The 25052-nt window shown below is 74.1% G+C and carries 19 protein-coding genes; 7 read left to right on the forward strand and 12 right to left on the reverse strand.

Annotation, left to right across the window (positions count from 1 at the left end):
- Nucleotides 1-151: 151 nt before the first annotated feature.
- On the reverse strand, nucleotides 152-1858 hold the full coding sequence (locus tag ACFWXO_RS04185; protein ID WP_375893004.1) for a DUF885 domain-containing protein: 1707 nt from the start codon (nucleotides 1856-1858) through the stop codon (nucleotides 152-154).
- Between the two features lie 164 nt (nucleotides 1859-2022).
- On the opposite strand from ACFWXO_RS04185, the gene ACFWXO_RS04190 reads away from it, so the two are divergent.
- Nucleotides 2023-2781: a TetR/AcrR family transcriptional regulator gene (locus ACFWXO_RS04190; protein ID WP_375893006.1), complete on the forward strand. Its 759-nt coding sequence runs from the start codon at nucleotides 2023-2025 to the stop codon at nucleotides 2779-2781.
- Between the two features lie 42 nt (nucleotides 2782-2823).
- On the opposite strand, the gene ACFWXO_RS04195 is transcribed toward ACFWXO_RS04190, so the two are convergent.
- A complete protein-coding gene (locus ACFWXO_RS04195; RefSeq protein WP_375893008.1) occupies nucleotides 2824-3675 on the reverse strand; it encodes a fumarylacetoacetate hydrolase family protein in 852 nt (283 codons plus the stop codon).
- Nucleotides 3676-3943: 268 nt separating this feature from the next.
- On the opposite strand from ACFWXO_RS04195, the gene ACFWXO_RS04200 reads away from it, so the two are divergent.
- The gene (locus ACFWXO_RS04200; RefSeq protein WP_380522032.1) at nucleotides 3944-4642 is read left to right on the forward strand and encodes an MBL fold metallo-hydrolase; all 699 of its coding nucleotides are present in this window, start codon (nucleotides 3944-3946) and stop codon (nucleotides 4640-4642) included.
- On the opposite strand, the gene ACFWXO_RS04205 is transcribed toward ACFWXO_RS04200, so the two are convergent.
- From ACFWXO_RS04205 to ACFWXO_RS04235, 7 genes are all read right to left on the reverse strand, one after another.
- Nucleotides 4598-5806 carry a serine/threonine-protein kinase gene (locus ACFWXO_RS04205; protein ID WP_380522034.1) on the reverse strand — a complete coding sequence of 403 codons (1209 nt, stop codon included), beginning with the start codon at nucleotides 5804-5806 and terminating at the stop codon, nucleotides 4598-4600. The genes ACFWXO_RS04200 and ACFWXO_RS04205 overlap by 45 nt on opposite strands.
- Before the next feature lie 146 nt (nucleotides 5807-5952).
- Nucleotides 5953-6942 carry a transporter substrate-binding domain-containing protein gene (locus ACFWXO_RS04210; RefSeq protein WP_380522036.1) on the reverse strand — a complete coding sequence of 330 codons (990 nt, stop codon included), beginning with the start codon at nucleotides 6940-6942 and terminating at the stop codon, nucleotides 5953-5955.
- A 76-nt stretch (nucleotides 6943-7018) separates the two neighbouring features.
- On the reverse strand, nucleotides 7019-7771 hold the full coding sequence (locus ACFWXO_RS04215) for an amino acid ABC transporter ATP-binding protein (RefSeq protein ID WP_360233704.1): 753 nt from the start codon (nucleotides 7769-7771) through the stop codon (nucleotides 7019-7021).
- Between the two features lie 65 nt (nucleotides 7772-7836).
- Nucleotides 7837-8862: an amino acid ABC transporter permease gene (locus tag ACFWXO_RS04220; protein WP_380522038.1), complete on the reverse strand. Its 1026-nt coding sequence runs from the start codon at nucleotides 8860-8862 to the stop codon at nucleotides 7837-7839.
- 28 nt (nucleotides 8863-8890) lie between these two features.
- Nucleotides 8891-9838 (reverse strand): ABC transporter substrate-binding protein, encoded by a 948-nt coding sequence (locus tag ACFWXO_RS04225; RefSeq protein ID WP_380522040.1) that lies wholly within the window; start codon nucleotides 9836-9838, stop codon nucleotides 8891-8893.
- 10 nt (nucleotides 9839-9848) lie between these two features.
- The gene (locus ACFWXO_RS04230; RefSeq protein WP_380522042.1) at nucleotides 9849-10346 is read right to left on the reverse strand and encodes a GNAT family N-acetyltransferase; all 498 of its coding nucleotides are present in this window, start codon (nucleotides 10344-10346) and stop codon (nucleotides 9849-9851) included.
- The gene (locus tag ACFWXO_RS04235; protein WP_380522044.1) at nucleotides 10343-11509 is read right to left on the reverse strand and encodes an LLM class flavin-dependent oxidoreductase; all 1167 of its coding nucleotides are present in this window, start codon (nucleotides 11507-11509) and stop codon (nucleotides 10343-10345) included. Before ACFWXO_RS04235 ends, ACFWXO_RS04230 begins: the two co-directional genes overlap by 4 nt.
- A 695-nt stretch (nucleotides 11510-12204) precedes the next feature.
- Here ACFWXO_RS04235 and ACFWXO_RS04240 point away from each other — a divergent pair.
- A complete protein-coding gene (locus ACFWXO_RS04240; RefSeq protein ID WP_380522046.1) occupies nucleotides 12205-13176 on the forward strand; it encodes an amino acid ABC transporter permease in 972 nt (323 codons plus the stop codon).
- Nucleotides 13173-15101: an FAD/NAD(P)-binding protein gene (locus ACFWXO_RS04245; RefSeq protein WP_380522048.1), complete on the forward strand. Its 1929-nt coding sequence runs from the start codon at nucleotides 13173-13175 to the stop codon at nucleotides 15099-15101. Before ACFWXO_RS04240 ends, ACFWXO_RS04245 begins: the two co-directional genes overlap by 4 nt.
- 78 nt (nucleotides 15102-15179) lie before the next feature.
- On the opposite strand, the gene ACFWXO_RS04250 is transcribed toward ACFWXO_RS04245, so the two are convergent.
- Both ACFWXO_RS04250 and ACFWXO_RS04255 read right to left on the reverse strand, forming a co-directional pair.
- Nucleotides 15180-17081, reverse strand: coding sequence for a protein kinase (locus ACFWXO_RS04250; protein ID WP_380522051.1), 1902 nt, complete (start codon nucleotides 17079-17081; stop codon nucleotides 15180-15182).
- A gap of 70 nt (nucleotides 17082-17151) precedes the next feature.
- Nucleotides 17152-19011, reverse strand: coding sequence for a protein kinase (locus ACFWXO_RS04255; protein ID WP_380522053.1), 1860 nt, complete (start codon nucleotides 19009-19011; stop codon nucleotides 17152-17154).
- Nucleotides 19012-19161: 150 nt separating this feature from the next.
- Between ACFWXO_RS04255 and ACFWXO_RS04260 the strand changes: the two genes are divergently transcribed.
- The gene (locus ACFWXO_RS04260) at nucleotides 19162-21447 is read left to right on the forward strand and encodes an FdhF/YdeP family oxidoreductase (protein ID WP_380522055.1); all 2286 of its coding nucleotides are present in this window, start codon (nucleotides 19162-19164) and stop codon (nucleotides 21445-21447) included.
- An 84-nt stretch (nucleotides 21448-21531) separates the two neighbouring features.
- Here the strand turns inward: ACFWXO_RS04260 and ACFWXO_RS04265 are convergent, their stop codons facing one another.
- Nucleotides 21532-23040 (reverse strand): NlpC/P60 family protein, encoded by a 1509-nt coding sequence (locus tag ACFWXO_RS04265; protein WP_380522057.1) that lies wholly within the window; start codon nucleotides 23038-23040, stop codon nucleotides 21532-21534.
- A gap of 424 nt (nucleotides 23041-23464) precedes the next feature.
- Here ACFWXO_RS04265 and ACFWXO_RS04270 point away from each other — a divergent pair, with 424 nt between their 5' ends.
- Nucleotides 23465-24646 carry an anion permease gene (locus tag ACFWXO_RS04270; protein ID WP_375893030.1) on the forward strand — a complete coding sequence of 394 codons (1182 nt, stop codon included), beginning with the start codon at nucleotides 23465-23467 and terminating at the stop codon, nucleotides 24644-24646.
- A gap of 26 nt (nucleotides 24647-24672) precedes the next feature.
- Nucleotides 24673-24921 (forward strand): hypothetical protein, encoded by a 249-nt coding sequence (locus tag ACFWXO_RS04275; RefSeq protein ID WP_375893031.1) that lies wholly within the window; start codon nucleotides 24673-24675, stop codon nucleotides 24919-24921.
- Nucleotides 24922-25052 lie beyond the last annotated feature (131 nt).

The following is a 25052-nucleotide window of genomic DNA, read 5'->3' on the forward strand; positions in this document are numbered from 1 at the left end:
GCGCTTGTCTCCCAAAAACCCACCACCATAGCCCGGTGGCTCCCCAACTCCCCCCGCCCCGCGGGCCCGCGCCCCGGCCGTCCCGGGGTCCTGGTCCCCACCACGCGCCCCGGCGCGCCGACGGCTCCGCCCAGGGCGCCGACGGCCCCGCTCAGAGCGCCGAGAGCTCCGCGACCAGGTCGTCCAGCCCCAGCGAGCCCTGCGAGAGCGCCGCCATGTGCCAGGCCTTGAGGTCGAACTCCTCGCCGCGCGCCTCGTGCGCCGCCCGCGCCGCCGCCCGGCCCCGGAGCCAGGCCCGCTCGCCCAGCTTGTAGCCGATCGCCTGGCCGGGCATGCCCAGGTAGCGGACCAGCTCGCTGTCCAGGAAGTCGGCGGACAGGCCGCAGTACCGGCCGAAGAACTCCCGCCCGTGCTCGGGGCTCACCGGCTCGCCCGGCCGGTACGGGGAGTCCGCCGGGAAGTCCAGGCCGACGTGCATGCCGATGTCGACGATGACCCGCAGCGCCCGCATCATCTGGGCGTTGAGGAAGCCCAGCCGGTGGCCCGGGTCGGTGAGGTAGCCGAGCTCGTCCATCAGGCGCTCGGCGTACAGCGCCCAGCCCTCCAGGTTGGCGCTCACCCCGCCGAGGCTCACCTGGTAGCTGGAGAGCCGGTCGGCGACGTACACCCACTGCGCGAGCTGGAGGTGGTGGCCGGGGACGCCCTCGTGGTACCAGGTCGACACCAGGTCCCAGACCGGGAAGCGCTCCTCGCCGAGGACCGGCAGCCAGGTCCGGCCGGGACGGCTGAAGTCCAGGGCGGGCTGGGTGTAGTACGGCGCGGCGGCGCTGCCGGGCGGGGCGATCCGCGACTCGACCCGGGTGACCGGCTCGGCCAGGTCGAAGTGGGTGCCCTGGAGGTCCCGGATGGCCTGGTCCATCAGGCCCTGGAGGTACTCCCGGGCGGCCTCGGCGCCCTCGATCGCCGGGCCGTCCGTCTCCAGCCACTTCATCGCGGCCATCGGGCCGACGCCCGGGCGGACCTTCTCGGCCTCGGCCTCCATCTGGGCGAGCAGGTCGTGGAACTCGCTCCAGGCCCACGCGTACGCCTCGTCCAGGTCCAGGTCCGCGCCCGTCCAGTAGCGCACCCAGCGGGCGTAGCGCTCCCGTCCGGCGGTGTCCGGGGTGCCGGCGGCGGCCGGGCCGTACACGTCGCGCAGCCAGTCGCGCAGCGCGGCCAGCGCCTCGGCGGCGGCCACCGCGTGCACGGACAGCTCGGCCCGCACACTCTCCGGGGCGTCCTGGACGAACTCGCCGAACCAGCCGCCCGGGACGTCCCCGGCCAGCCACTCGCCGAACTGGCCGACCACCGTCCCGACCTGGCGCGGGCCGGACAGCAGCCCGCGCTCGATGCCCTCGGTCAGCGTCCGCCGGTACTGCTCCAGCGCCAGCGGGACGCGGGCCAGGCGGCGGCCGATCAGCTGCCACTCGGCCTCGGTGTCGGTGGCCATCAGGGTGAAGGCCTCCCGGGTGTTGTGCACCGGGGAGCCGAGGTTGCGCACCGCGCGGTAGTCCTCCCCGGCGTCGTGCACGGCGAGTTCGGCGGTCAGCCGCTCGCGCAGCAGGCGGGCGCAGCGGCGCTCGGCCTCGTCGTCGGCGGCGCCGGCCCGCTCGGCCTCGTCCAGCCGGGCCAGGGTGCGGCGGGCGAGGTCGGCGATCCGCTCGGCGCCGTCCGGGGAGAGGTCGGGCAGCCGGTCGTCCTCGGGGTTGAGGCCGAGGTAGACGGCGGTCAGCGGGTCGAGGTCGGCCAGCGCCTGGACGTAACCGTCGGCGATGCGGCGGGGAGTGTCGCCGCCGGTGGTGATCAGTTCTTCAACCATTCGGACATCATCGCGGTGCCCGGGCCGAATGCAAGCCCCCGTCATCGACCGTTGACCGGCTGGGGTCAGGGCTCTGACACAGGGTGAGCGGGCCAAACACCCGTTCGGAGAGATCCGGTACGTGACAGGTCCCGATCGGCACGACGCCCATTACGCTGACGGCCATGGAAGCCCGCCCCACCTCGGCAACCGACCCGGCCGCCCCCGGACCGCGCCCGCGCCGCTCCGGCTACCGGCGGCTGCCGGTCGAACAGCGGCGCGAGCAGCTGATCGCGGTCGCCCTGGAGCTGTTCGCCGTCCGACCGCCCGAGGAGGTCAGCCTGGACGACGTCGCCGAGGCCGCCGGCGCCTCCCGGCCGCTGGTCTACCGCTACTTCGCGGGCGGCAAGCAGCAGTTGTACGAGGCCGCGCTGCGCACCGCGGCGGACGAGCTGACCGGCCGGTTCGCCGTCCCCTCGACCGGGCGGCCGTCCGAGCAGCTGGCCGCCGCGCTGGACGGCTACTTCGCCTTCGTGGCCGAGCACGACGCGGGCTACTCGGCGCTGCTGCGCGGCGGTTCGGTGGTGGAGACGGCCCGGACCACGGCCATCGTGGACGACGTCCGGCGGGCGGCGCTCCGGCGGACCCTGCGGCACCTGGGCGTACGGGAGGCCGGGCCGCGGCTGACCCTGCTGGTGCGCTCCTGGATCGCGGTCGTCGAGGGCGCGTCGCTGAGCTGGCTGGACGAGGGGCGCGCGCTACCGGTGGAGGGACTGCGGGACTGGCTGGTGGACCAGTTCACGGCAATGGCGGCGGCGACGGCGCTGCACGATCCGCAGACGGCGGAGGTGCTGGCGGGGCTGCTCGCGCTGGAGGGGCCGCGGGCGGAACGGGCCGAGCGGCTGCGGGCGGTGCTGGGCGGAACTCCCCCGGACGGGGCCTGAGGGCCTCCCGACCCCCGTGCCAAGGGTCGGGCGGCGCACGCCCTACGCCTTGCCGAGCACCTGGCGCTGCCGGCCGAGGCCGTCGATCTCGATCTCGACGACGTCGCCCGGGGCCAGGAACGGCGTGCCCGGGTGGCCCAGGGTGACCCCGGCCGGGGTGCCGGTGACCATCACGTCGCCGGGCTCCAGCACCATGAACTGGCTCGCGTAGCGGACGAGTTCCAGCACCGGGAAGACCATCTCCGCGGTGCTGCCGTGCTGCCGCCGCTCGCCGTTGACCCAGAGCCGCAGCGTCAGGGCCTGCGGGTCGGCCACCTCGTCGGCGGTGACCAGCCAGGGCCCGAGCGGGGTGAAGGTCTCCGCCGACTTGCCCTTGTCCCACTGGCCGCCGCGCTCGAACTGGAACGCCCGCTCGGTGACGTCGTTGGCGATCGTGTAGCCGGCGATCACGGCGGCGGCCTCGGCGTGCGAGTCCAGGTAGCGGGCGGTGCGGCCGATCACGATCGCCAGCTCGGCCTCGTAGTCGGTCTTCTCACCGCCGCGCGGCACCAGCACCTCGTCGTAGGGGCCGACCACGGTGGAGCTCGGCTTGAGGAAGATCACCGGCTCGTCCGGGATCGCGGCCCCGGCCTCGGCCGCGTGGTCGCGGTAGTTGAGCCCGATGCCGACCACCTTGCCCGGCCGGGCCACCGGCGCACCCACCCGCAGGCCGGCCAGGTCCACCACCGGCAACGCGCCGGCGGCCACCTCCCGGGCCAGCTCGGCGGTGTCCAGCCCGGCCAGGAAGGCCCCGTCGAGGTCGCGGGCCCGCCCGGAGAGGTCGTACGCGGTGCCGTCCTGGCCCAGCACGACCGGGCGCTCGGCGCCCGGGGGTCCGACGCGGAGGAGCTTCATCGATCCGTCACCAGCCTTTCGTCGCAGCTCACCGGGGCGGCGCGGACACCGCTCCCGAGTCTGGCAACGAGGTATATCAACGGCCCGGGCCGGTGGACCAGACCGTCCCGATGGGCGGATTCCCATCAAATCGCACGAAGGCACGGGGGCCCGAATAGGTGGCCCGTACGGTTGACAGCCCTCCCGGTCCGGCGGATCCGCCGGACCGGGAAGCACGCCCAGGGCGAACGTCCGTGTGCCGAGGCGCCGCAGGGCGCAGGATCCGGGCATGGAGATCACCCGGGTACGCGACGAGTTGCACATGATCACCCTGGAGTTCGGCACCGCCTACCTCTGGCAGGACGACCACGGACCGACCCTGATCGACACCGGCATCGCCGGGTCGGCGGACGGCATCGAGAAGGCGATCCGCACCATCGGACCGGAGCCGACGGCCGTACGCCGGATCGTGCTCACCCACCACCACGAGGACCACACCGGCTCCGCCGCCGAACTGGCCCGCCGCTGGTCCGCCGAGGTGGTGGCGCACCGGCTGGAGGCGCCGGTGGTACGGCGCGAGCAGCCCGCGGTGCCGCCCGTGCTCAGCCCCTTCGAGCAGCAGCTGTGGGACGGGCTGCCGCCGATCCCGCCGGCCGAGCCCTGCCCGGTGCACCGCGAGGTCGAGGACGGGGACGTGCTGGACATCGGCGGCGGCGCCGTGGTCGTGCACGTGCCCGGGCACACCGACGGCAGCATCGCCCTGCACCTGCCCGGGCCCGGGGTGCTGTTCACCGGGGACCTGGTGTCCAACGTCCGGGGGCGGACCGGGCCAGGGGTGTTCCACACCGACCCGGCACTGGCCCTCGCCTCGTTCCACCGGCTCGCCGCACTGCCGGTGGAGACCGCCGTCTTCGGGCACGGCGACCCGATCGCCGCCGGTGCCTCAGCCGCGCTGCGCGCCGCCGCCGAGCAGCACCCGCAGGTCTAGCGACGGCCCCTGGCCCGGGCCGAGCCGCTCGGCCTCCCCCCGCCAGTGCGCGAGGTCGCGCCGCAGGTCGGCCCGGGCCTCCGGGGCGGTGCCGGGCTGCTCGGCCAGCGCCTCCAGCAGGGCGACGGCGGCGGCCCGGCGGCCGGCCCGGGCCAGCCAGAGGGCCAGGTCGTGGCAGGTGCGCAGGGTGCGCGGGTCGGCCGGGCCGCAGGTCCGGGCGAAGTCGGGGACGAGCTGGAGCAGCATGTCCACCGCGTCCCCGGGCCGGCCCTCGGCGCCGTGCTGCCAGGCCTGGTCGGCCCGCCGGCGCAGCTGCTCCGGGCTCGGCCCCGGCCCCCGCACCCCGGGGCGGACGGCCCGCAGCCGCTCCAGCACCTCGGCGGCGTCGGCGGGCCGGTCCGCGGGCCGCTTGGCGAGCAGCCGGGCGACCAGCTCGGCCAGCGCCGGGTCCGTGCCGCGTACCCGGGGCGGGGTCTCGTCCATGTGCTTGCGCATGTACTCGTACGGCGAGTCGGCGCGGAACGGCCGCCGGCCGGTGCTGACCTCGTACAGCATCACGCCGAAGGCGTAGAGGTCGGCCCGGCCGTCCACGGTCCCGCCGGACCAGCACTCGGGCGCCAGGTACGGGACGGTGCCGACCACGCTGCCGGTGGAGGTGAGCCCGACCGACTGGGTGAGCAGCCGGGCGATGCCGAAGTCCAGCACCTTGGCCCGGCCCCCGCCGTCCAGGATCATGACGTTCTCCGGCTTGATGTCCCGGTGGATCACCCCGCTGCGGTGCGCGACGTCGAGCGCCTCGCAGACCTGGGTCATCCAGGCCAGCGCCAGTCCGTGCTCCGGCTGTCCGTCCCTGAGCACCGCGGACAGCGGGCGGCCGCGGACCAGCTCCATCACCAGGTAGTGGACCTCCCCCTCGACACCGGCGACCCGGCCGTAGTCGTGCACCGTGACGATGTGCGGATGGGACAGGTTCCCGGCCAGCTTGGCCTCGCGGACGAACCGGCCGACGGCCTCCTGGTCGGCCGCGTGCTCGGCCAGCAGCAGCTTGACCGCGACCGGCCGGTCCAGCACGGTGTCGGTCGCCCGCCAGACCACGCCGAAGCCGCCCTTGCCCAGCCACTCCTCCAGTCGGAAGCGACCGCCGAGCACCTCACCCTTGCGCATGCCCTCCCCCAACGTGCCCCCGCCCGAACGGCGTTCGCCGCCGGAGGGGTCACCATAGCGGCGGGCGGGGACGAACGGGTGAACGACGGAGGCCCCGGTGTCACAGCTCGGTCCGGCGTGGTGTCAGGCCTTGGGCCGCCCCGCTGTCACGCCTTGGGCTTGGGCAGGCCCACCGGGTTGATCTCGGAGGTCTGGACGGCCTCGTTCTCCAGGCCCCAGCGCTTGAGCACCTGCCCGTACGTCCCGTTCCTGATCAGCTCGTTGATCGCGCTGTTGAGCGCCTTGACCAGGCCGTTGTCCTTGTGGGTGGTGGCCGCGATCTTGCCGAGGACGTCCGCGCCGCCGCCCGAGTAGGTGCCGACCACCTCGGTCTCGCCGGTCTGCACGGCGTGGAAGGCCAGGCTGGGGTTGGGGCCGGTGTAGACGTCGATCCGGCCGGAGGAGAGCGCCAGGTAGTACTCGGTGCCGGAGAAGTACTTGATGTCGATCGGCTTGAGGCCGTTGCGGACGTCCTCCTCGCTCCAGGAGATCAGCAGTTTCTCCTGGTTGGTGCCGGTGGCGACGCCGACGGACCGGCCGGCCAGGTCCTTGGCACCGGTGACCTTGATCCCGCTGCCCTTCTTGGTCTCGAAGCCGAGGACGTCCAGCCGGTAGGTGGCGAAGTCGTACTTCTCCTTGCGCTCCTCGGTGACGGTGATGTTGGACAGGCCGGCGTCGTACTTGCCGCTGTCCAGGCCGACGAAGATGTTCTCCCAGGAGACCGGGTTGAACTCGACCTTGAGGCCGAGCACGTCGCCGATGAGCGAGGCGATGTCCGGTTCGATGCCGATGATCGTCTTGTCGTCGTTGGCGTAGAAGTCCAGCGGCGGGGTGGTGCCGATCGAGTCGACGACCTTCAAGGTGCCTCTCTTCCGGATCTCCTCCGGGACCAGGGCCGCGATCGCGTCGACCTTGGCCGTCGAGACCCGGTTCTGCTGCGGCGACAGGTTCACCACGGTGCCGTTCGGCGCCGTGCTGCCCTTGGCCGGGGCGAGTTCCGCCGAGGCGCCGTTCGCGCCGCTGCCGCAGCCGGCCAGGACGAGGGCGGCGGCGAGCGAGCCGGCGGCGGTCACGAGGGCGCGACGGGGTAGGGACATGGCGGAACTCCTGCTCGGGTGAAGGGGGTTCGGGGAGAGGGGGCGGTAGCGGAGGGCGGGGTGGGCAGCGGGGGTGCTACAGCACCTTGGCCAGGAAGGCCCGGGTGCGCTCCTGCCGCGGACGGTCCAGGACCTCGGCGGGCGGGCCCTGCTCGACCACCACACCGCCGTCCATGAAGACCACGGTGTCGGCGACCTCGCGGGCGAAGCCGATCTCGTGGGTGACCACGATCATCGTGGTGCCGCTGCGGGCGAGGTCCTTGATGACGTCCAGCACCTCGCCGACCAGTTCGGGGTCGAGCGCCGAGGTCGGCTCGTCGAACAGCAGCACCTTGGGCTCCAGGGCCAGCGCCCGGGCGATCGCCACCCGCTGCTGCTGGCCGCCGGACAGCTGCCGGGGGTAGGCGGCGGCCTTGTCCGCCAGGCCGACCCGCTCCAGCAGCGCCAGCGCCGCCGCCCGGGCCTCGGCCCGCGGGCGGCCCAGGGCGGCGATCGGCGCCTCGACCAGGTTCTCCAGCACGGTCAGGTGCGGGAACAGGTTGAAGTTCTGGAACACGAAGCCGATGCCGGTGCGCTGGCGCAGCACCTCGCGCTCCTTGAGCTCGTACAGCCGGTCGCCGGAGCGCCGGTAGCCGATCAGCTCGCCGTCGATGGCGACGTGGCCGCGGTCCAGCTTCTCCAGGTGGTTGATCGCCCGCAGCAGGGTGGACTTGCCGGAGCCGGACGGGCCGAGCACCACGGTGACCGAGCCGGCCGGGACGTCCAGGTCGACCCCGCGCAGCACCTCCAGCCGGCCGAAGCTCTTGTGCAGGCCGCGGACCTGGACCATCGGGGCGGCCCCGGCCGGGTCGGCGCGGTCGGCCGCAGGGGTCGGGTCGGCCTCGGTCGGCGTGGTCACGGGGTCCCTCCGGGGGTGCGGGCGTCGGTACGGGTGGGCAGGGTGCGGAGGAAGGCCCGCAGGCGGTGCAGCGGGCCGGGCGGCGGGGTGCGCCGGGAGCCGCGGGCGAAGTAGCGCTCGACGTAGTACTGGCCGACCGACAGCACCGTGGTCAGCACCACGTACCAGACGGTGGCCACCATCAGCAGCGGCACCACCCGGCCGGTCCGGCCGTAGATCACCTGGGCCTGGTAGAACAGCTCGCCGATGGCCATCACGTAGACCACCGAGGTGCCCTTGAGCAGCGAGATCACCTCGTTGGCGGCGGCCGGCAGGATGCCCCGCATGGCCTGCGGCAGCACGATCCGCCAGGCCTGCCGCCAGCGCGGGATGCCGAGCGCGGCGGCGGCCTCGCGCTGGCCGGCCTCCACCGCGATGATGCCGCCGCGGATGATCTCGGCGGCGAACGCGGCCTGGTGCAGTCCGAGGCCGAGCACCGCGGCGCCGAGCGCGCCGAGCACCCCGACCGTCTCGAACTCGCCGAAGGTCGGGCCGAACGGGATGCCGAAGCCGAACCGCTTGTAGAGGTAGGAGAGGTTGAACCAGAACACCAGCTGGACGATCAGCGGGATCGAGCGGAACACCCAGACGTACGCCCAGGCGATGGTCCGCAGCACCGCGCTGCGGGACAGCCGCATCCCGGCCACCACGGCGCCGAGCACGAAGCCCAGCACGGTGCCGTAGGCGGTGAGTTCGAGGGTGCGGCCGATCGCCTGGAGGATGGTGTCGGCGGTGAAGTAGAGGCGGAAGGTGGCCCAGTCCCAGCCGGGGTTGGTGGCCAGGCCGTGCAGGAACTGGAGCAGGACGACGAGGGCGGCCGCCCCGGCCGCCCAGCGCCACGGGTGCCGGGCGGGGACGGTCCGCAGGCCGGCCAGCTCGGCGGCGTCGAGGCCGGTCGCGGGGCCCGGACCGGTCGCGGGGTCGGGGTCGGGGGCGGCCGCGGGTCTCGGCGGGGACGGCGGTGCCGGGGTACTGGTGGTCATCGGAGGACTCCTTCGACAGGGCCTGCGGTCACGGGTGTTCGGGCGGGCTGATCTGCGACTCCTTGATCGCCGAGTCGGCGAGCCCCCACTTGCGGAGGATCCGCTCGTACGTCCCGTCCTTGATCAGCTGGTTGACCGCCGCCTGGAAGGCCGGGGTGAGCGGGGATCCCTTCTTGAAGGCGAAGCCGACGTCCAGGCGGTGGAACTCGTTGAGGAAGCGCACCCCGGCGGCCTCCTGCGCGGCCTGGTGGCGCAGTCCGTTGATGGTGGACATCTCGACGTCCACCCGGCCCTGCTGGAGGCCGGTCAGCAGGGCGCCGCCCTCGCTGAACGCCTTCACCTCGTACGGCTTCTTCCCGGCGTCGGTGCAGACGTTCTTCTTGTTGTTGAGCGTGGTCTCGAAGGTGGTGCCGGCGCCGGTGCCGATGGTCAGCCCGCAGAGCTGGGCCAGGTCGGTGACCGGCTGGACCGACGTGTTGTCCTTCTGCACCGCGAAGCCCTGGCCGTCGTCGATGTAGGTGACGAAGTCGATGGTATTCAAGCGGGCGGTGGTGACCCCGAAGTTGCCGGTGCCGACGTCGAACTTGCCGCTGTCCAGGGCGGGCAGGATGGTCTCGAAGGCGGCGTCCTGGCGCTGCACGGTCAGGCCGAGGACCTTGGCGACGGCGTCGGTGAAGTCCACGTCGACCCCGACCGGCTTCTTGGTGGTCTGGTCGGCGTAGTAGGCGCTCGGCGGGGTGCCGAAGGACGAACCGAACTTCACCACCCCGGACCTGCGCACCTCCTCGGGCAGCAGCGCGGCGGCGGCCTCCGACCTGCCCACGCCGGAGACGACGTCCTCGGTGGCGGTGGCGGCCGGTCCGCCCGCCCCGGCCGCGCCCGCGATCTTCGGGTCCGAGCCGCACGCGGCCAGGGCCAGGACCGGCAGCAGCGCGGTGGTCGCGAGGAAGCGGCGGCGGACGGTGGTGGTTCTCACGGGGGGCCTTTCAGTGGGACGGGACCAGCACGGGCAGGGGCTTCTCGAAGGGGAGCGGGCCGATGGTCAGGGGATCGGCCGTGACGTCGAACAGCGGGGTGTAGCCGGCCGCCAGGTAGAGGCCCTTGGCCTCGGGCTGGCGCGGGCCGGTGGTGAGGTGGATCCGGCGGTAGCCGGCGGCCGCGGCGGTCCGCTCCAGTTCGGCGAGCACCCGGCGGGCCAGGCCCCGGCGGCGGTGCGCGGAGTGGGTCCACATCCGCTTCACCTCGGCGGTCCGCTCGTCGTAGCGCTTGTACGCGCCGCCGGCCACCGGCTCGCCGTCCTCCAGCAGGAGCAGCAGCACTCCGTGCGGCTCGGCGAAGGCGTCGTCCGGGTAGCGGGTCATCTCCTGGTGGGCCTCGGGGCCGTAGCGGGTGACGTACTCGTGGGTGAGCTCGCGCAGCAGCGGTGCCACCAGCGGGTCCGCCAGGGTGACCCGGCGGAACTCCCACCCCGGAACCGGGCTCACGCCTGCACCGCGATCAGCTGGTGCCGGTCCCGCTCGGCGCGGGCCGCCGCCTCGGCCTCGGCCTCCGCCCTGGCCGCGTCGCGCTTGGCGACCTCCTCGCGGACGATCGGGATCACGTACCGGCCGAAGTCGATCGCGTCGTCCAGCAGGTCGTAGCCGCGCGCGGAGAGGATGTCCACGCCGAGGTCGTAGTAGTCCAGCAGCGCCTGGGCGACCGTCTCCGGGGTGCCGACCAGCGCGTTGGAGTTGCCGGCCCCGCCGGTGGCCGCGGCGGTCGGGGTCCACAGCGCGCGGTCGTAGCGCTCGCCGGCCTCGGCGATCTCGATCAGCCGCTGCGACCCGGTGTTCTCCGGGGCCCCGCCGACCGGGCGGCGCCTGGTCACCGGCTCCCCGCTCTCCCGGCGGGCCCGGATGGCGGCCACCGTGCGGTGCGCCTTCTCCCAGGCCAGTTCCTCGGTGGGCGCGATGATCGGCCGGAACGCCACCTGGATCCGCGGCAGGTCGCTCCGCCCGGCGGCCCGGGCCGCCTCCCGCACCCGCTCGATCTGCTCGGCGGTGCGGGCCAGCGGCTCGCCCCACAGGCAGTAGATGTCGGCCTCGGCCCCGCCGGCCGCGTAGGCGGCGTCCGAGGAGCCGCCGAAGGAGACCGCCGGGCGCGGCTGCTGGACCGGGAAGACGTCGGAGACGAAGTCGTGGAAGCGGTAGTGCGGGCCCTCGTGGTCGAAGGGCTCCCGGCTGGTCCAGGCCTTCTTCACGATGCCGATGTACTCGCGGGTGCGCTCGTAGCGCTGGTCCTTGCTGAGGAAGTCGCCCTCGCGCTGCTGCTCGTGGTCGGTGCCGCCGGTGATGAAGTGGACGGTCAGCCGGCCCTCGCTGACCTGGTCGAGGGTCGCGAAGGTCTTGGCGGCGAAGGTCGGGTAGGAGACGTTCGGCCGGTGGGCGAGCAGGATCTGCAGCTTGTCGAGGCGCGAGGCGAGGAAGGCCGCCGCCGCCGCGGGCTCCGGGGAGCCGGAGCCGTACGCGAAGAGCACCCGGTCCCAGCCGTGGTCCTCGTGCGCCCGGGCCAGCCGCAGGGTGTAGTCGCGGTCGAAGGCGGCGGTGGTGCGCGGGTTGGTCTCCGAACCGTCGCCGGTGGCGGCGATGCCGAGGAATTCGACGGGCATGGCGGAACCTTTCGGGTGACTGACTCCGGCGGGCTGCGGGTGGGCAGGCCGGAGGCGGCCGCGGCGGGGCGCGGCCGTCGGGCGCGGGGCGGTGGAGCGGGCATGCGGTGGCGCGGACGCGGGAGGAGGAGCGCGGGAGGAGGAGCGCAGGAGGAGGACGGACGCGAGCGGAACTGCCGGAGCGCAGAACGAGGGCGGTGGAGGCGAGGCGGCAGCGTGCGCCTGACGATCCGTCAACTACCGCGACGGACCATGGTTCCCGGCCCGCGACGGGGCACACCGAGGGAGGTCTCCCCGAAGGGATTCAGGGCCGGACGGGCGGCCCGCTGCCGGGTCAGCCGCGACACGCCGCGGACCACACCCGACCGAAGTCGATGTGGTCGCGGGTGACCAGGGGCTGCTCGGCGTACATGGCCTCAAGTTGAGCAGTCGGCCGAGCGGTACGTCAACCGTGCATCATTGCCGCACTGTTGCGATCTCCTGTCGCTTCTCCCCCCACCCCCGGGCGGCCCCGACCGCGCCCCGGCCGGCCCCCCGATCACCCTTGACAGCCGTCGATCGCGCATGCGTACGATCGACGCGGAGTGCAGTGCGCTGCGCCGGACGCGTTGAGGGACGCGGGCCGGTGCCCGAGGGCCCGTACGTGATCACACCCGTACCTCTCCCCGCCCGCACTCCGCCCAGGAGCCGCCGCCATGGCCACCCCGCAGGACGTCCTGCCCGCCCCCGCCCCCGCACCCGCCCTCGCCCCCGCCCTCACCGGGAGCCCGCCACCACCCCCCGAGGCCCAGATCGTCGCCCGCCGCAGGCCCGGGCAGTGGATCGCCGCGGCCGTCGCCCTGCTGCTGGCCGCGATGGCGGTCGGCTCGGTGGTCCGCAACAAGGCCTTCCAGTGGGACGTGGTCGCCGAGTGGTTCACCGCCCGGTCCGTCCTCGACGGCCTGACCCTCACCCTGTGGCTGACCGCCGTCACCCTCGCCCTCGGCTTCGTCCTCGGCACCGTCCTCGCCACCATGCGGCTGTCCACCAACCCGGTTCTGCGCACGCTCAGTTGGGGCTACATCTGGATCTTCCGCTCCACCCCGCCGCTGGTGCAGCTGCTGTTCTTCTTCAACATCGGCGCGCTCTACCCGACGCTCGGCCTCGGCATCCCCTTCGGCCCCGAGTTCGTCACGGTCAAGACCGTCAACCTGATCGGCCCCACCCTGACCGCCGTCATCGGCCTCACCCTGCTGGAGAGCGCGTACGCCGCCGAGGTGATCCGCGGCGGCATCCTGTCCGTCGACCGCGGCCAGCTGGAGGCGGCCGCCGCGCTCGGGCTCGGCCGGTGGCGGGTGCTGCGCCGGATCGTGGTGCCGCAGGCGATGCGCGCGATCGTGCCGAGCGCCGGGAACATGCTGATCGGGGCGCTCAAGGGCACCAGCATCGTCAGCGTGCTGGCCGTCTCCGACCTGCTCTACTCGGTGCAACTGGTCTACCTGCAGTCCTACCAGGTCATCCCGATGCTGATGGTCGCCACCCTCTGGTACCTGGTGGTCACCACCGTGCTGTCGATCGGCCAGTACTACGTCGAACGCCACTTCGCCAGGGGCGCCAGCCGGGACGGCCTGCCGCCCACCCCGCTGCAGCGCGCCCGCGCCGCCCTCGCCCGGGTGGTCCGGGCATGACGACGACGCTCGTGATCGTCGGCGCCGGGCCGCGCGGCACCGGACTGCTGGAGCGGATCGCCGCCAACGCGGCCGAACTCCTGCCCGCCGACCGGCCGTTGGAGATCCACCTGGTCGACCCGTACCCGCCCGGCGCGGGCCGGATCTGGCGCCACGACCAGTCCCCGCTGCTGCGGATGAACTCGATGGCCGAGGACGTCACCATGTTCACCGACGAGCGCTCCACCGTCGAGGGCCCGGTCCGCCCCGGCCCCTCACTGGCCGAATGGGCCCTGCGGCAACGGGAGTTCGCGCCCTACCGGGAGGTCGCCGACCCGGCCGTACGGGCCGAGCTGAGCGCCCTGGCGCCCACCGACTTCCCCACCCGGCGCGCCCAGAGCGCCTACCTGGACTGGGTGTTCCGCCGCGCCGTCGCCGACCTGCCGGCCCACGTCACGGTCACCGTCCACCGGGCCACCGTCCGGCGGATCGACGGACCGGCCGACGGCCCGCAGACCGTCCACCTGGACGGCACCACCCTCACCGCCGACCACGTCACCCTCACCCTCGGCCACCTCGACTCCGCCCCGCACCCCCGGTACGCCGAGGACGCCGCCTTCGCCGCCCGGCACGGCCGCTTCCACCTGCCACCCGCCTACTCCGCCGACGTCGAGGCCGAGTTGGCCCGGATCGCCCCCGGCGAGCAGGTGGCGCTGCGCGGCTTCGGCCTGGCCTCCGTCGACCTGGTCGCGATGCTCACCGAGGGGCGCGGCGGCCGCTTCGAACCCACCGGGGACGGGCCCGCCCTGCGCTACCTCCCGTCCGGCCGCGAACCGGTGCTGCACCTGGGCTCCCGGCGCGGCGTGCCCTACCACTCCAAGACCGACTACCGGCTCCAGGGGCCGCCCGCCCCGCTCCCCCGGTACTTCGACGCGGCCGCCGTGGACGCCCTGCTCGCCACCGGCCGACCGCTGCGGCTGCGCCGTGACGTCTGGCCGTCGATGGCCAAGGAGGTCGGCTTCGGGCACTACCACGAGCTGTTCCACGCCCACCCGGAGCGCACCGCGCTGCCCTGGACCGCCTTCCTCGCCCGGTACGACCGGCACGACTGGTACTCCCCCGAACTGGCCGCTCTCGTCGCCGAGGCCGTCCCCGACCCGGCCGACCGGATCGACTTCGAACGGCTCGACCACCCGCTGGCCGGGCTCGAACTCGGCTCCGCCGAGGAGCTCCAGACCCACCTGCGCGCCTACGTCACCGCCGACGCCGACCGCCGCGCCGACCCGGCCCACAGCGCCGACCTGGGCGCCTTCCTCGCCCTGCTGTCGCTGTTCGGCCAGCTCCCCCGGATCCTCGCCTCCGGCCGGCTCACCGCCCGCTCGGTCGCCGAGGACGTCGACGAGTGGTTCTTCGGCTACTTCAGCTTCCTCGCCTCCGGCCCGCCCGGCTTCCGGCTGCGCCAGCTGCTCGCGCTCTCCGAGGCCGGGGTGGTGCACTTCCTCGGCGCGGGCGTGCGGATCGAGCGGGACGAGGCCACCGGCACCTGGCGGGCCTCCGGCGCCACCGTGCCCGGCCACACCGTCACCGCCACCGCGCTGGTCGAGGCGTACCTGCCCAAGCACGCGCTGGCCCGCACCCTCGACCCGGTGCTGGACTCGCTGCACCGCACCGGGCGGGTCGCGGAGGAGGTGGTGAGCGACGCGGAGCACACCCACCGCTCCGGGCTGGTCACCATCGACCCCGCCGACAGCCGGCTGATCGACCCAGCCCTGGACGGCGCCCCGCACCCGCGCCGCACCGCGCTCGGCCCGCACACCAGCCTCCGGGCGGCCGCCGCCTTCGCCCGGCCCCGCACCAACGCCCCGGGCTTCCGCCAGAACGACGCCGCCGCCCGGGCCCTGCTCCGCGCCCTGGCCGCACTCCCGGCGGCGGCCCTGGTGGGGTGAGACCCGGGGGGCGGAGCGGTGGCCGGTCCCGGGGGGAGTCAGGGGTTCAGGGGTTCAGGGGTTCAGGGGTTCAGGGGTTCAGGGGCCGAGGATCTCCGCCACCAGGTCCTCGTCCGTGACGAAGGGCGGCGCGGCGATCACCCGTTCCCCGGCCCCCTTGACGCCCGTCCCGCGCTCCAGCTCGCGCACCAGCTCCGGGACGGGCTCCTGGCCGGCCTTCCGGATCCACCCGACCAGCCCCAGCACCCGGTCGCGGTCGATCCGCGCCCGCCAGGCCAGGGCGAGCCGGTTCGGCCCGCGGTGGGACCGGGCCCGCTGCCGGTACTCCGCCAGGTCCAGTCCGGCCTGGGTACACCGCCGGTCGGTCGGGCCGAAGGCCTCGACCAGCTGGGGCAGCAGCTCCTCCAGCCGGGCCGCCGCGCCCGCGAAGTCGCCCCGCCCGGCCTGGCAGGCCGCGAGGTCGGACCCGGCCTGGAGGACGAGCGGACCGCGCGGGCCCTGGGCCGACCTCAGCGCGGGCAGCAGCGCGGTGAGCAGCCGGATCGCGGTGACCGGGCGGCCGCACTCCCGGACCAGTGCGGTCAGCGCGTACCGCGCGTCCAGGGTGACCGGATCGATCGGCCCGGACGCCGAGGTCAAGTCCTCGATCAGGCCCTCCAGTTGCCGGACCCCCTCGGCCTGGCGGCCGGACCTGCCGAGGCACCGCGCGAGGTCCCGCCGAGCGGCGACCACCTCCGGATCGGCCCCGCCGAGCGCCCGTACGGCGGCCTCCACCACCGGTCGCAGCTGGTGCGCGGCCAGCGCGGGACGCTCGTCCCGCGCCGTGCGCACGACCCGCTCCAGCCGGGCCCGGACGACCGCCGCGTCCTCGACCGGCACGGGCGGTTCGACGGGGCGCCCGATCTGCCGGGGAGCCGGGTACAGCAGCGCGGGCCGCCCCACCGGCCGGAGCCTCGGCTCCCGGGCCGGAGCACGCCGCCGGACGGGCGCGGACCGCCTCACCGGCGCCGCTCTCGGGGCGGCCGGCTCCGGGGCGGCCGACTCCAGGACAGTCGGGTCCGGGACCGTCGGTTCCGGGGCAGTCGCTTCCGGGGCAGCCGACTCAGCCCCGACCCGGTCGACCGGTGTCGCCGTCGGCGGCAGCTCCCGGCCCTCCGCCAGGTCCGCGAAGCACCGGGCGACCGTCCGGGCGTCGGCCGGCCGCTCCGCCGGCTCCTTCGCCAGCAACCGGCCCAACAGCTCGGGGAGCCGGAGCGGCAGACCGTACTTCACCGGATCCACCGCCGGGGGCGGCTCGTTGAGGTGCTGGTACATCAGCACCGGCGTCGAGTCCCCGGTGAACAGCCGCTTCCCGGTGAAGAGTTCGACCAGGACGCAGCCCAGCGCGTAGAGGTCCGCCCGCCCGTCCACCCGGCCGCCGGTCCACCGCTCCGGCGCCATGTACGGCGGGCTGCCGATCACCGTTCCGACGGTGGTCAACCCGCTTGCCCCGACGTCCAGTTGGGCGATGCCGAAGTCCAGCACCTTGGGCAGGCCGTCCTCGGTGATCATCACGTTGTCCGGCTTGATGTCCCGGTGGACCATCCCCGCGTCGTGCGCGGCCGCCAGCGCCTCGCAGATCTGCCGGGCCCAGCGCAGGCCCACCTGCGGATCCGGCCGGCCCTCCCGGATCACCTGGGTCAGGGTGCGGCCGGTGAGCAGCTCCATCACCAGGTAGGTGACCTGCTGCTCGTCGGCCTCGCCGTGGCCGAGGTCGTGCACCGTGACGATGTGCGGGTGCGACAGGTTGCCCGCCGCCGAGGCCTCCCGGGCGAACCGCAGCGCGGCCTTCGCCTGGTCGCCGTCGTCGTGCCGGATGACCTTGACCGCCACCGGCCGCCCGACCCGGGTGTCCTGAGCCCGCCAGACCACCCCGAACCCGCCCTGGCCGAGCTTCTCCTGGAGCTCGTACCGGTCGTCGAGGACGTCACCGACCCGCACCTGCCCTCCCCCCATCGGCTGTGTACCCACCGACTCTAGCGAGCGGCCCGGGCAGCGTCCCGCCCCGCCCTCAGGGGCCGAAGATCTCCTCCACAACGTCCTCGTCCGAGACGTGGTCCGGCGCCTCGAACACCAGGTCGGCGACGCCCTTGAGGCCGATGCCCCGCTCCAGCGCGCCGACGCAGGCGGCCGCCTCCTCGTCGGTGCCGAAGTCCCACACCCGCAGCCGCCGGACCAGCACCAGGGCCTCGATCGGGCTCATCCGCGGCGCCCGGCGGCGGTGGCCGCCGCCCTTGCGGCCGGTCTGCGCCAGCCGCTGCTGGTAGCCGGCCAGGTCCTGCCAGGCCTGGACGGTGCTCGGGTGGTGGTCGCCCAGGGCCCGGGCCAGTTCGGGCAGCAGCCCGTGCAAGTGCACCACCGCGCCCTGGAGGTCGCCCCGGTTGGCCTGGTGGACGGCGAGGTCGTGCCGGGCCTTGAGGACCCGGCCGTCCTGCGGGCCCCAGACCGCGGCCAGGTCGGGCAGCAGTTCGCGCAGCAGCCGGACCGCGGTGACCGCCGAACCGCTCTCGCCGATGCACCAGGCGAGGTGGTAGCGGGCTCCGAGGGTGTCCGGGTCGGTCGGGCCGAGCGCGGAGCGCATGTCGGCCACCACGCTGGAGAGCAGCCGGATCGCGCCGTCCAGGTCCCCGGTCCGGCTGAGGTACCAGGTGAAGTCCCGCCAGGCGCCCAGAGTGTCCCGGTCGGCCGCGCCGAGCGCGGTGACGCTCTCCTGGGCGACCGCCTGCAGCAGGATCGCCGACTCGCCCGCCGTCGCGGCCCGGTACGCGGCCGCCCGGCGCTCGCGCAGCCCGGCCCGGACGGCGTCCTCGGACGCGGGGGCCGCGACCACCGGCGGGGTGGTCAGCGGGGACAGTACGGAGGGCGCCGCAGGAATCGCGGGAGCCGCGGGCGGCACCGAAGGCGGCGAAGGCACCGAAGGCACGGGCCGCGCCGGCGGTACGACCGGCGGCACCGCGGGCGGCACGGCCGGAGCAGCGGGCACAGCAGGAGCGACGGGCACGGCAGGGGAAACGGGCACAGCAGGGGCGACGGGCGCAGCAGGCGTGGCCAGCTCGGCGAGCCGCCGCTCGACCGTCCGGGCGTCGGCCGGCCGCTCCGCCGGCTCCTTCGCCAGCAGCTCCGCGACCAGCCCGGCCACCTGCGGCGGCAGCCCGAACCGGGCCGGGTCGAGGGCCGGGGGCGGCTCGTTGAGGTGCTGGTACATCAGCACCGGCGTCGAGTCCCCGCCGAACGGCCGTGCCCCGGTGAAGAGTTCGACCAGGACGCAGCCCAGCGCGTAGAGGTCCGCCCGCCCGTCCACCCGGCCGCCGGTCCACCGCTCCGGCGCCATGTAGGCGGGGCTGCCGACGATCGTGCCGGTGGTGGTCAGCCCGCCGGCGCCGGTGTCCAGCTGGGCGATGCCGAAGTCCAGCACCTTGAGGTGCCCGGCGTCGGTGATCATCACGTTGTCCGGCTTGATGTCCCGGTGCACCATGCCCGCGTCGTGCGCGGCCGCCAGGGCCCCGCAGATCTCCCGCCCCCAGCGCAGGCTGAGCGCGGGCTCGGGCGGTCCGGCCCGGAGCACCTCGGTCAGGGTGCGGCCGGTGAGCAGCTCCATCACCAGGAAGGTGACCTGCTGGTCGCCGAGTTCGCTCTGCCCCAGGTCGTGCACGGTGACGATGTGCGGGTGCGAGAGGTTCCCGGCCACGCAGGCCTCCCGGACGAAGCGCAGTGCGGCCTTCGCCCGGTCGCCGCCGTGGTGCCCGATGACCTTGACCGCCACCGGCCGCCGCATCCGGGTGTCCTGGGCCCGCCAGACCACTCCGAACCCGCCCTGGCCGAGCTTCTCCTGCAGCTCGTACCGGCCGTCCAGAACGTCCCCGACTCGCACGCGCCCTCCCCCTCCCGTGGTGACGCCCAGACTCTACCGACGGCCCTCCCCACCCGACGGCCCTCCCCACCCGACGGCCCAGGTGGAAGGATGGGGAGGAGCCCCGCGACGGTGCGACGGCTCCACCCGTACAGCCCGAGGAGCGCAGTCATGGCCAAGCAGGCCCCGCAGAGCGACCCGGCGCAGGACGCCCCCGAGGTGTCCGCGCCCCAGCACGCGGCCGCCGGCCTGCCCGCCGTCGGTCACAGCCTGCGGATGGCCGCCGAGCAGATGGGCGCCCGGCGCACCCTCGCCACCCTGCGCAAGGTCAACCAGCCGGACGGCTTCGACTGCCCCGGCTGCGCCTGGCCGGAGCCGGGGAAGACGCACACCGCCGAGTTCTGCGAGAACGGCGCCAAGGCCGTCGCCGAGGAGGCCACCGAGCGCCGGATCCGGGCCGAGTTCTTCGCCGCCCACCCGGTCGCCGACCTGGCCGACCGCTCCGGCTACTGGCTGGGCCAGCAGGGCCGACTCACCGAGCCGATGCTGCTGGACGAGGGCGCCACCCACTACACCCCGGTCTCCTGGGACGACGCCTTCGCGCTGATCGCCGAGGAGCTGCGCGCCCTGGACACCCCGGACGGCGCCGCCTTCTACACCTCCGGCCGCACCAGCAACGAGGCCGCCTTCGCGTACCAGCTGTTCGCCCGCCGGCTCGGCACCAACAACCTGCCGGACTGCTCCAACATGTGCCACGAGTCGTCCGGTTCGGCGCTCACCGAGACGCTCGGCGTCGGCAAGGGCAGCGTCAGCCTCAAGGACCTCTACCAGGCCGACCTGATCATCGTGGCCGGCCAGAACCCGGGCACCAACCACCCCCGGATGCTCTCCGCGCTGGAGCGCGCCAAGCGGGCCGGCGCCACCGTGGTGAGCGTCAACCCGCTGCCGGAGGCGGGCCTGGAACGGTTCAAGAACCCGCAGAACGCCCGCGGCCTGGTCGGCCACGGCACCAAGCTGACCGACCTCTTCCTGCAGATCCGCCTCGGCGGCGACCTGGCGCTGTTCCGCGCGCTCAACCGGATGATCCTGGAGGCGGACGGCGTCGACCGCGCCTTCGTCGCCGAACACTGCCACGGTTTCGAGGAGTTCGAGGAGCAGGCCGGGAAGACGGACCGCGACGAGGTGCTCGCGGCGACCGGTCTGCCCTGGGAGCAGATCGAGGAGCTCGGCCGGCTGGTGCTGGCCTCGAAGAAGATCATCGTCTGCTGGGCGATGGGCCTCACCCAGCACAAGCACGCGGTGCCGACCATCCGCGAGGTGGTCAACTTCCTGCTGCTGCGCGGCAACGTGGGCCGCCCGGGCGCCGGGGTCTGCCCCGTGCGCGGGCACAGCAACGTCCAGGGCGACCGCACCATGGGCATCTTCGAGCGGCCCGCCAAGGCCTTCCTCGACGCGCTGGAGAACGAGTTCGGCTTCGAGCCGCCGCGCGCGCACGGCCTCGACTCGGTGGACACCATCCGCGCGATGCGCGACGGCAAGGTCAAGGTGTTCTTCGCGATGGGCGGCAACTTCGTCGCCGCGACCCCGGACACCGAGGTCACCGAGGCCGCGATGCGCCGCTGCCGGCTGACCGTCCACGTCTCCACCAAGCTCAACCGCTCGCACGTGGTGACCGGCGCCCGCGCCCTGATCCTGCCCACCCTGGGCCGCACCGACCGGGACGTCACCGCCGCCGGCGCCCAGTTCGTCAGCGTCGAGGACTCGATGGGCCAGGTCCACTCCTCGCGCGGCGGACTGCGCCCGCCCGCGCCGGGACTGCTCTCCGAGACGGCGATCGTCTGCCGCCTCGCCCGCGCCGTCCTCGGCCCGCGGGACACCCTGCCGTGGGAGGACTTCGCGACCGACTACGACACCCTGCGCGCCCGGATCGCCCGGGTGGTGCCGGGCTTCGAGGACTTCAACGAGAAGGTCCGCCGCCCCGGCGGCTTCACCCTCCCGCACGGCCCCCGGGACACCCGCACCTTCCCCACCGCCACCGGGAAGGCCAACTTCACGGTCAACCCGCTGACCGCCCCCGAGGTCCCGCCGGGCCGGCTGCTGCTGCAAACCCTGCGCTCGCACGACCAGTACAACACCACGATCTACGGCCTGGACGACCGCTACCGCGGGATCAAGGGCGGCCGCCGCGTCGTCCTGGTCAACCCGGCGGACGCCGCCGAACTCGACCTCGCCGAGGGCCGGTACGTCGACCTGGTCAGCGAGTGGACGGACGGCACCGAACGCCGCGCCCCGCACTTCCGGGTCGTCCACTACCCCGTCGCCCGCGGCGGCGCGGCGGCCTACTACCCCGAGACCAACGTGCTGGTGCCGCTCGACTCCACGGCCGACATCAGCAACACCCCGACCTCCAAGGCCGTGGTGATCCGCTTCGAGCCCGACACCGGCGCGGCCGGGTAGGGCCCTTCCCCCGGCCCGGCACGGAGGAGGCCGCCCGGCGTCCTGGGACGCGGGGCGGCCTCCTCCGTTCCGGGCCGTGCGCGGTCAGTGCAGCAGGCCGCCCAGCGGCAGCGTCGCGCTGGGGCTGCCCGGCGCGGGGGCGCTCGCCGAGCCGGTGCCGCTCGGGCTGCCGGTGCCGGAGGGCGTCCCGGTGCCGGTCGGGGTGCCCGTCGGGGTCGGGGTGGGCTTGTCGCTCGGCGTCTGGGTCGGCGTGCCCGTCGGCGTCTGGGTCGGGGTGCCGGTGGGCGTCCCGGTCGGCGTGCCCGGGTCGGTCGGCGTCTGGGTCGGGGTGCCGGTGCCGGACGGCGTTCCGGTCGGCGTGCCGGTGCCGCCCGGGGTGGGCGTGGCCGGGGTGCCGCCGGGGGCCGGCGGGGCCGGGGTCTGGTTGGCCGGGCTCGGCGCGATCGGGGTGACGGTGTCCCAGCCCTTCGGCAGGTCCGGCACCTTCCAGGCGCCGCCGGCGTCGTCGGACGCGCCGTCCGGGTCGGGGCGGACGGCGCCGAGGATCGCCATCGAGCCGACCGGCGAGACCTTGATGAACGCACCCGGCCGCGGCGCCTGGACGACGAGTCCGCCGCCGATGTACATCGCGACGTGCGAGGCGTCCTGGAAGTAGACCACCAGGTCGCCGGGCCGCAGCTGGTTCAGCGGGACGTGCGGCAGCTGCGCCCACTGCTCCTGGCTGGTGCGCGGGATCGGCTTGCCGGCGTGCAGCCAGGCCTGCGAGGTGAGGCCGGAGCAGTCGTAGGAGTCCGGGCCGGTGCCGCCCCACAGGTACGGCTTGCCGAGCTGGGCGAGCGCGAAGGCGACGGCGCCGCGGCCGGCCAGCGAGGGGGTGCGTTCGCCCTTGCCGAGGGCCCCGGAGGCGAGGAAGGCGAGCTGGGCCTCGTCGGCCTTGGCCTTCTCCAGCTGTTCGAGTTCGGTGCGCTGGGCGCCGGTGAGCGAGGAGACCAGCTGTTCGACCGAGGCGAGGTCGGCCGTGACCTTGGCCTTGGCGGCGTCCTGCTGGACGACCAGCGCCTGCGAGGTCTTGAGGGCTTCCTCGGTCTGCTTCTTCAAGCCGTCGAGCGCGTCCCGGTCGGCCTTCAGCTTGTCCAGGAACTCCGACTGCGAGCGGCTGGCCGCGGCGAGCAGTTCGGCGATGGTGACGGCCTCGTACGGGTCCTTGGAGAGCAGCAGCTCGGCGTAGGCGGAGGAGGCGCCGTTGCGGTACTGGGCGGCGGCGAGCTGGGAGGCGATGTCCGTCCCGGCGTCGACCTGCTTCTGCTGCTTGTCGAGCTTGCCCTGGAGGTCGGTGAGCGTGGTCTGCTGCTCGGTGACCTTGGCGACCGCGCCGTTGTACTGCTCGGTGGCGGCCTCGGCGCTCTGGTAGAGCCCGTGCAGCTGGTCGAGCAGCGGGCCGAGGGTGGCCTTGGCCGCGGCGAGCGGGTCGGCTCCGGGGGCGACGGCGATGCCGGCGCCCGGGTCGGGTGCGGCGTACGCGGCCTGGGCGGCGACCGGCAGCGCGAGGGCGGCGGCCGCGAGGACGGCTCCGCACCTCAGGGCGGCCCGCACCCAGGGGCGCACTCCTGACGTCTCCGTGCGCTGTGCAGCCCCGCCCATGGGTGGTCCTCCCCGCCCTTGCCCTGCCCTGCCCCGGTGGCGCCGTCCGCGGGCTCCCCGGGGACGATCCCGCAGATCCTCCCACGGGTTACTCGCCGGAAACAGGGCGCACGCGGACCAGGAGGTTAATTCTCGATTGATCCGTCGATCCGCACGGCCGTTGTGAGACAGGTCTCAGCAAACGGGGGCGAACCAGGACGTTCTCCGCTAATGTCCAGCTCAGCGCGGCCCAGGTCATCCCTCCGAAAGCTCCCGGACACCGGTGGGCCACCAGCGGAACCACGATTCCCGGCTCAGTTCACCTTCCGTTTACCCAGCAGACCTACGGTCGCGACGTCATCAACGTCCGTGCGACAACTACGACGATTGTTTGGGTATGGAACACATCTCGTTCCTGGTAGCCGTTGTGATCATCACGGCGCTCGCCTTCGACTTCACCAACGGGTTCCACGACACCGCCAACGCGTCCGCCACCGCGATCGCGACCGGGGCCCTTCGTCCGAAGGTCGCGGTCACCATCGCGGCCCTGCTGAACTTCGCAGGCGCGTTCCTGTCGGTGAAGGTCGCCACCACCATCTCCGGTGGCATCGTCAACGAGAAGGCCGGCATCCACCCCGAGGTGATCTTCGCCGCCCTGGCGGGCGCGATCCTCTGGAACCTGCTGACCTGGCTGCGCGGCCTGCCGTCCAGCTCCTCGCACGCCCTGTACGGCGGCCTGATCGGCGCCACGATCGTCGGCGTCGGGATGAACGGCGTCAACTTCGACACCGTGATCACCAAGATCATCATCCCGGCGGTCGCCTCCCCCCTGGTCGCCGGCCTCGCCTCCTGGGGCGCCACCAAGCTGGCCTACGCGATCACCCGCAAGGGCAACGGCGCCGCGACCGACAAGGGCTTCAAGACCGGCCAGATCTTCTCCTCCTCGCTGATCTCGCTGGCGCACGGCACCAACGACGCCCAGAAGACGATGGGCATCATCACCCTGACCCTGGTCTCGGTCGGCGCCCTGCCGCACGGCGCGCTGCCCCCCACCTGGGTGATCGTCTCGGCGGGCGCCGCGATCGCGCTCGGCACCTACATGGGCGGCTGGCGGATCATCCGCTCGATGGGCAAGGGCCTGGCGGACATCAAGCCGCTGCAGGGCTTCGCCTCCGAGTCGGCCGTCTCCACCGTCATCCTGACCTCCTCGCACATGGGGTTCGGCCTCTCCACCACCCAGGTCTGCACCGGCGGCATCATGGGCGCCGGCCTCGGCGGCCCGAAGCCGGAGCTGCGCTGGAGCCTGGTCCGCCGCATGGTCTACACCTGGGGCCTGACCCTGCCGGCCGCCGGCCTGGTCGCCGGCGGGGCCGCCGCGCTGGCCCGCCAGGGCGCCTGGGGCGTCGCCCTGGTCGGTGCCGTGCTGGTGGCCGGTTCGGCCACGATGTGGATGATCTCCCGCCGCCAGCCGGTCGGCGCGGACAACGTCAACGACGTCCCCGAGGTCACCCCGGTCGAGGTCGCCACCACCCCGGCCACCGCCGCCCCCACCCCCGCCTCGACCACGGTCGCGGCCTGAGCGCCGTCGATCGAGGAGCCTTCACCATGCACATCAAGTGGAACGCCCTGGCCCAGACCGCCGGCATCAGCTTCGGCGTCACCGTCGCCGTGGTCGCCGTCTTCGCCCTCGGCATCCTGGCACTGTCCCGCCGGGAGGCCGCGCTGAGCTCCCGTGAGGCGGGCGGTCAGGCGGCCGGCGGCGGCAGGCCGGCCCTGCTGGCCGGCGCGTACGCCTGCTTCGCGCTCTGCGCCTGCGCCGTGGTCTACGGCCTGGTGCTGATCGCGGCGCCGTAAGGCGTCATAGCACCGAGCAACGCCGACGGGGGCGGGGGGGTGGGGAGCAGACCCCCGCCCGGGCTGATTGTAAAAAAACACAGCCCCCAAAACAAAAAAAAAAAGGGGGTGGGGGTGGTGTGGTTGTGTGT

The organism is Kitasatospora sp. NPDC059088, from assembly GCF_042738155.1.
Classification (GTDB): domain Bacteria; phylum Actinomycetota; class Actinomycetes; order Streptomycetales; family Streptomycetaceae; genus Kitasatospora.